The organism is Micromonospora sp. DT41 (genome assembly GCF_049841715.1).
GTDB classification, from domain to species: domain Bacteria; phylum Actinomycetota; class Actinomycetes; order Mycobacteriales; family Micromonosporaceae; genus Micromonospora; species Micromonospora profundi.
The window spans coordinates 287,350-293,866 of the sequence record NZ_JBNCKU010000008.1 but is presented as its reverse complement, the minus strand read 5'-3'; the positions used below and the strand labels follow the sequence as shown (position 1 = coordinate 293,866).

The 6,517-nt window shown below is 69.7% G+C and carries 5 protein-coding genes; 1 reads left to right on the top strand and 4 read right to left on the bottom strand.

The window, feature by feature from the left end; genetic code table 11:
• A partial coding sequence (locus ACLQ23_RS17795; protein WP_425880830.1) for an endonuclease domain-containing protein occupies positions 1–1,129 on the top strand: 1,129 nt, incomplete at its 5' end.
• Between the two features lie 135 nt (positions 1,130–1,264).
• Here the strand turns inward: ACLQ23_RS17795 and ACLQ23_RS17790 are convergent.
• The 4 genes from ACLQ23_RS17790 to ACLQ23_RS17775 form a co-directional block, all read right to left on the bottom strand.
• Positions 1,265–3,325: a cellulose binding domain-containing protein gene (locus tag ACLQ23_RS17790; RefSeq protein ID WP_425880829.1), complete on the bottom strand. Its 2,061-nt coding sequence runs from the start codon at positions 3,323–3,325 to the stop codon at positions 1,265–1,267.
• Between the two features lie 257 nt (positions 3,326–3,582).
• Positions 3,583–4,575, bottom strand: coding sequence for a LacI family DNA-binding transcriptional regulator (locus ACLQ23_RS17785; RefSeq protein WP_425734801.1), 993 nt, complete (start codon positions 4,573–4,575; stop codon positions 3,583–3,585).
• A gap of 87 nt (positions 4,576–4,662) precedes the next feature.
• Positions 4,663–5,499, bottom strand: coding sequence for a carbohydrate ABC transporter permease (locus tag ACLQ23_RS17780; RefSeq protein WP_355588653.1), 837 nt, complete (start codon positions 5,497–5,499; stop codon positions 4,663–4,665).
• Positions 5,499–6,494 carry a carbohydrate ABC transporter permease gene (locus ACLQ23_RS17775; RefSeq protein WP_355588651.1) on the bottom strand — a complete coding sequence of 332 codons (996 nt, stop codon included), beginning with the start codon at positions 6,492–6,494 and terminating at the stop codon, positions 5,499–5,501. Before ACLQ23_RS17775 ends, ACLQ23_RS17780 begins: the two co-directional genes overlap by 1 nt.
• Between the last annotated feature and the right edge of the window lie 23 nt (positions 6,495–6,517).

Genomic DNA, 6,517 nt, shown 5'->3' with positions numbered 1-6,517 from the left:
GCACGGCAGCGCGACGGCACGGCAGCGCGACGGCACGGCAGCGCGACGGCACGGCAGCGCGACGGCACGGCAGCGCGACGGCACGGCAGCGCGACGAATGACGGGAACTGTCCAAGATCTGGTGGCGTGGCAGCGGCTCGCGGCGAAGGCTGTCGGGATGCTGCCCGCCGATGACGCCGACGCACTCGACTGGCTCGCCTTCGAGCAGGCGGGCGTGCTGACGACCGCGCAGGTCTCCGGGCTCCTGAGCGAGGGGAAGGTGCGGGGGCGGATTCGCTCCGGCCGGTGGCGATCGGTCTGCCGGGGCATCCTGTTGACCGGCAACGGCCGACTGACCCGCGACCAGCAGCTTTGGGTGGCGGTGCTGGCGGCCGGGCCCGAGGCGGTGCTGGCTGGGGTGACCGCCGCCGCGGAAGGCGGGGTACGGGGACTGCGGCGGGAGCCACTGCATGTGCTGGTGCCGGCAGACCGCCGTGCCGCGCGAACCACCCTGCGTCGACTTCCGATCGACATGCCAGCGGTGCTGGTGCATCGCACGTCGGTGCTGCCGGAGTCTCATCGTCAACTTGCCCGTCCACCGCGTACCACGACGGCCAGAGCACTTGTGGACGCGGCCGGCTGGGCGGCCGGCGTGGATGAGGCGCAGGCGCTGCTGGCCGCCGGTTGCCAGCAGCGTCGGGTACTGCCCGAGGAGTTGCGGGCGGTGCTCGACGTCCTACCTCGGGCGCCTCGCCGGCGGCTGATCAGGCAGGCCGTGAGCGACATCGCGGGCGGTGCGCAGGCGCTCTCCGAGATCGATTTCCTGCGGCTGTGCCGCCGGCACCGCCTACCCACCCCCGACCTCCAGGAACATCGGGTTGACGAGGCGGGCCGTAACCGCTGGCTGGATGCGTACTGGCGAGAATGGCGGGTGCAGGTTGAAATCGACGGTGCGCACCACATGGACGCCCGGCACTGGGCGGCTGACATGCGCCGGCAGAACGACATCTGGACCAGCGGCGATCGGATCCTGCGCTTCCCGGCCTGGCGGATCCGCGCCCGCCCCGACGAGGTCGCCGCGACGGTCCGTCGCGCCCTCATGGCCGCCGGCTGGACTCCAACCCCGCCCCCACGCCGCCCGACAAAGTGAATCTTGGACAGTTTCCGTCAGTCGCTAACGGAAACTGTCCAAGATCCGAGCCCTGAGGAATAGAACCCGGCGCGACCGGCTGGCCCGAGGGATCGGGCCAGCCGGTCGGCACGGCGTCAGCCCACCGGCACGGCGTCAGCCGCTCGTGCAGAGGGTGCCGTTCACTGTGAACGCCGTGGGCAGCACGTTCGGGCCGCTGTACGCGCCGACGAAGCCGGCACTCACGCTGGCCCCGGCGGCGATCTGCCGGTTGTCGTCGGTCGGGGTGACCCGTACGGCTGTGCCGACCTGCTCCCAGTTGGCGCTCCAGCCGCTGCTCACCTGCTGCCAGCTGGTCGGCCAGGTCCAGGTGAGCGTCCAGCCGGTGATCGGCTTCGTCCCGTTGTTGGTGATCTCGACTCCCCCGATGTAGCCGTTGCCCCAGTCGTTGTTGGTGGTGAAGCGGACGGTGCAGGCGCTCGTGGTCGGGCTGCCGGTGGCGAAGGTGAGCGGCGGCGACGACCACGACACCCGTCCGGCGGTGTCCCGGGCCAGGACGTTCACCGTGTACCTGCTGCCCGGCACCAGGTTGCCGACAGTGAACGAGGTGCCCGCCGTCTCGCCGAGCTGCTCGCTGACGGCACCGTTCTGCCGGTACACCTCGTATTTGGCGATCGGGCTGCCGCCGGGCGTGGCCGCCGGCCAGGTGATCGTCGCGGTGCGGTCGGTGACGCCACTGGCGGTGGGCTGGCCCGGTGCCGACGGCCGCCCGGCGGTCGCGCCGGCCGGGCGCAACACGAGCGTGGTCAGCGAGTACGCGGGCAGCGTCCGACTGGTCGCGGAACCGGACTGGCTGGTGGTGATGCCCGTCGCCCCGTTGGTGAAGGTGGACACCGTCGGCGCGGCGGTCGACGGGGTGAACCCGGCGTAGTCGATGGCGACGGTGTGCGCGGCGTCCGGATCCTTGTTGATCAGCAGCACCGCGAGGTCACCGTTGGGGCGGCGTACCGCGTGCGCGCTGACCAGCGAGTCGCTCGTGCCGGCGCGAACGAACTGGTCGCCCGTCTTGGCGAACAGCTTCATCATTGTCAGACCGTGGTACGGCGCGAACGGTGTGTTCAGGGGCGGTTCACACACCGAGCCGTCCTCGGTGCAGGCGCCGCTGGACAGGAGCCCGAAGTCGCCGTAGTCGGTCTGGCCGGCCACTTCGGACACCGTGCCGATGCCGTTGTGCACGTTCCACCACTGGACGGTGAAGACACCGCTGGACAGCAGCCCGCTGTAGACGTCGGCGAGGAAGAGTGCCGCCGGCTGGGTGGTGCGGCCCGCGTCGACGTTCAACTCGGTGAAGCTGATGCCGATGCGCCCGGCGTTCGGGCCCGCGTACCGGGCAAGCTGCTCGCGGAGCAGGTACGTCGCGTCGGGAAGGTGGTTGGTCCGGGCCAGCGACTCCGCGGCCGTGCCTCCCGGGTACCAGTGCACGTCCACGAAGTCGATCTTCGGGCCGGCGATGGAGAGCACCGTCTGGTTCCAGGGACCGGGGTCGCTGCCTGCGGTGATCCCGTCCGGCCAGTTGCCCGGCATCGTCAGCACCGCACCGACCTTGATGGTCGGGTCGACCGCCTTCATCGCGTCGGCGTACTCGACGACCAGGCGCGCGTACTGGCTCGCGCTCTTGTCCGGGTGGTCGTCGGCCTCCCACGCCGACCCGTAGTGCCCGTTGCCGTAGTTCTCGTTGCCGACGGTCCAGTACCGCGCGCCGTAGCCCTTTGTCACGTTGGCGTACCGCACCCAGTCGGCGGCCTCGGCAGGCGTGCCGGTGCCGTAGTTCGCGATGATCATCGGCTGTGCGCCGGCCCGCTTGACCGCCGCCATGAAGGTGTCGAAGTCGGTGTTCGGCGCGACGTACCCGCCGGGGGCGGTGTGGTCCTTCCAGTGGTAGATGTCGGCGTACGAGCCGCCGGGGTAGCGCATCATCTGCACACCGGCGTCGCGCAGCAGGTCCGTTGTCTCGGCCGTACCAAGGTTCTGGTCCCAGATGGCGTGGTTGACACCCAGTGCCGTGTCGGGCACTGTGGCCAGCCCCGCGCGGGCGTTCACGGTGACGGCGACCGGGTCGGCCGCCGCGCTGGCGGTGGAGGCTGTGATGCCGGAGAGCGCGCCCGCGGCGAGCACCAGGCTCACCAGGAGTGCCGTGCGGGCTTTCGGTTTACGCATGGGCGGAGTTCCTTCGCGGAGACAGAACAGTGAGTCGCCCAGCCGGTCAGGGTGCGGCGCGGCGGGCGGACCCGTGGACGGATGGCTCCCGGTGCTCCATCGCTCGTCTCACCGTCCCCCGAGACCATTGCTGGTCCCGGCTGCCCATTGGACGGCGGTCAGCCCCGCGCGCGGCATCATCGACGGCCAAGAATGTCACGGCCGAATCGACGATCTCAAGGGGTACGCGGCTGCCAGCCTCGACTGGCGTACGTCGATCAGGATCCTGGCGGGCGCGGTGGCCGGGCGCTGTCGCGGACGACGAGCTCGGTGGCGAGTTCGATGCGCGGGCTCTCGGTCTTCTCGCCACTGGCGAGCCGCAGGACGGTCCGGGCGGCCAGCATGCCCATTTCGGCCAGAGGCTGACGGATCGTCGTCAGCGGCGGGGAGCACCAGCGGACCTCCGGCAGGTCGTCGAAGCCGACCACGCTGATGTCGTCGGGCACCCGCAGGCCCCGTTTACGGACGGCCTCGTAGACGCCGAGGGCCATCTGGTCGCTGGAGGCGAAGATCGCGGTGGGCGGGTCGGGCAGTGCCAGCAGGTGCGTACCCGAGGTGAAGCCGGCCTCGTGATAGAAGTTGCCAGGTCGGATGAGGGCCTCGTCGACGGGGATGCCGGCGGCGCCGAGCGCGGCGCGGTAGCCGTCCATCCGGGCCCGGCTGCACATCAGGTGCGGTGGTCCGGCGATGAAGCCGATCCGGCGGTGGCCGAGGCCGATCAGGTACTGGGTGGCGCTCAGACTGCCCGCCCAGTTGGTGGCGCCGATGGTGGGTGACTCCTGCGGGTCGACACCAGCGGGGTCGATGACGACCACCGGGAGGTGCAGCCGGCGCAGTTCGGCCTGCAACGGCGGGTTCACCATCGAGGTCACGAAGATGACCCCCTCGGTGGACCGGGTACGCATGTTGTCCAGCCATTGTTTGGCCGACGTGATGCGCCAGTGGATGGCGGAGACGACGGTGCCGACGCCGCTGCTCTGGGCCACGTCCTCCACCCCACGGATGATCTCCACGGCCCAGGGGCTGTCCAGGTCGTTGAAGACCAGGTCGATGAGCGCGGCGTCGGTCCGCCGGGCCTGCGTACGGCGTCGGTAGCCGTGGTGGTGGAGCAGCGCCTCGACGCGTTCCCGAGTCCCGGGTGCGACGTCGGAGCGGCCGTTGATGACCCGGGAGACCGTGGGCACGGAGACACCGGCCAGACGTGCGATCATCGCGATTGTGACATTTCGGCCGTTGTCGGAGCCCACGGTCCCCTTCTTCCTCTGACGGGACGGTTCAGATCGGTCGGCGGTTCGCGGTCACCCCTTGACGCTGCCGGTCAGGCCGCCGATGAGCTGCCGTTCGGCCACGGCGTAGAAGCCCAGTGCCGGAAGCATGGACAGGACGACGTAGGCGAGCACCCGGGCGGTGTCGTCGGCGTACTGGCCCTGGAACGCCTGGACCCCGACGGGCAGGGTCCACCAACTCTGGTCGCTGAAGACGACCAGCGGCAGCATGAAGTTGTTCCAGCTGGTCACGATCGCCAGCACGGAGACGGTGGCCAGGGCGGGACGGGCCATCGGCAGCAGGACCCGCCAGAAGAAACCGAAGGCGCTGCACCCGTCGAGGACGGCTGCCTCCTCGACCTCGGCCGGGATGGTCCGGAAGAACTGGCGCAGGATGATGATGGTGATCGGCAGCCCGAAGGCGGCCTGGGGCAGGATGACACCGAGCGGGTTGTCCAGCAGGCCGACGCTACGCAACAGCACGAACAGCGGCAGGATGGCCACCGCGAACGGGAACATCAGGCCGATCGCGAACAACGTCACCAGGAACTCCCGACCCCGGAAGGCGTAGCGCGCGAAGACGAACGCAGCCAGCGCCGCCGAGCCGACGACGATCAGGGTGCTGCTCACGGCGATGAGCAGACTGTTGCCGAGCTGCCGCCAGAACACCCCGTTGCCCAGGATTTCCAGGTAGTTCGGCACCCACGGGTCGGGCCAGCCCAGCGGGTTGGTGGACAACTGGCCGTTGTCCTTGAAACCGCCGAGCACGCCGAAATACACCGGCACGACGATGAGCACGCCGACGGCGATGCAGACGAGGTGCAGCACGACGCTGCGGGTCCGCTGGGCGCGGCTCGCCATGGCGGTCATCACTGGCCTCCCTGGGTGGTGATCGCGCCCGCCGTGTCACGACGCAGGACGATGCGTTGGTAGAACAGGGCGAAGACGAGGCTCAGCAGGAACATCATGATGCTGATGGCACTCGCGTAGCCGACCTCGAAGCGCCGGAAGCCGAACTGGTACATCGTGACGGCCAGCGTCTCCGAGGAGTGGATCGGCCCGCCACCGGTGAGCACCCACACCATGTCGAACAGTTGGATGGTGCCGATGACCGACAGGAAGATGCTGATGCGGATCGTCGGGCCGAGCAGGGGCAGGGTGACATGCCGGAACGCCTGCCAGGCGCTGGCGCCGTCGGTCACCGCCGCCTCGTGCAGTTCCTTCGGGATGCCCTGCCGGGCTGCCAGGAAGAGCATCATGTAGAGGCCGAAGTACTTCCAGGACACCACCATGAAGACGGCGTACAGCACGGTGTCCGGGTCGGCGAAGATGGTGCCCGCGTCGGCGCCCAGCCACCGGGCGACGCCCTCCCCGAGCCCTCGGTTGGGTGAGAACACCAGGGTGAACAGGACGGCCGTGGTGACCTCGGAGAGGACGTACGGGGCGAAGAAGATCAGCCGGTAGACGGCCCGCCCCCGAAGTGGCTGGTTGAGCAGCATGGCCAGGGCCAGCGCAACAGGAAGCTGCACGCCCAGGGACAGCACCACCAGCACCAGGCCACGCCACAGGTCGCCGCGGAACGTCGGGTCGCCGAAGGCGCGGGTGTAGTTGTCCAACCCGATGAAGTTCTCCGGCAGGCCGAAGCCGTTCCACTTGAAGAAACTGGCGTAGCCGGCCACCACGATGGGGGCGAGGACCAGCAGTACGAACAGCGCCAGGGCCGGCGCCAGGAAAACAGCGAGGACGGTGCCCCGGCCGGGCCGGGGCTGGCGGTCGCGCTTTCGCGCGGTGCCCGGCCCCGACGCCGGCGGATCGGTCGCCGTGTCGCCGCGCCTGTTGTCCGACACGGTCGATGGCCTGGTCATGCCTGCTCCACTCGGGTTCTACG

Bases quoted from the DNA above. Each gene is read 5' to 3' on its own strand.
- ACLQ23_RS17790 (WP_425880829.1), bottom strand. From the start codon at position 3,325: ATGCGTAAACCGAAAGCCCGCACGGCACTCCTGGTGAGCCTGGTGCTC.
- ACLQ23_RS17785 (WP_425734801.1), bottom strand. From the start codon at position 4,575: ATGATCGCACGTCTGGCCGGTGTCTCCGTGCCCACGGTCTCCCGGGTC.
- ACLQ23_RS17780 (WP_355588653.1), bottom strand. From the start codon at position 5,499: ATGACCGCCATGGCGAGCCGCGCCCAGCGGACCCGCAGCGTCGTGCTG.
- ACLQ23_RS17775 (WP_355588651.1), bottom strand. From the start codon at position 6,494: ATGACCAGGCCATCGACCGTGTCGGACAACAGGCGCGGCGACACGGCG.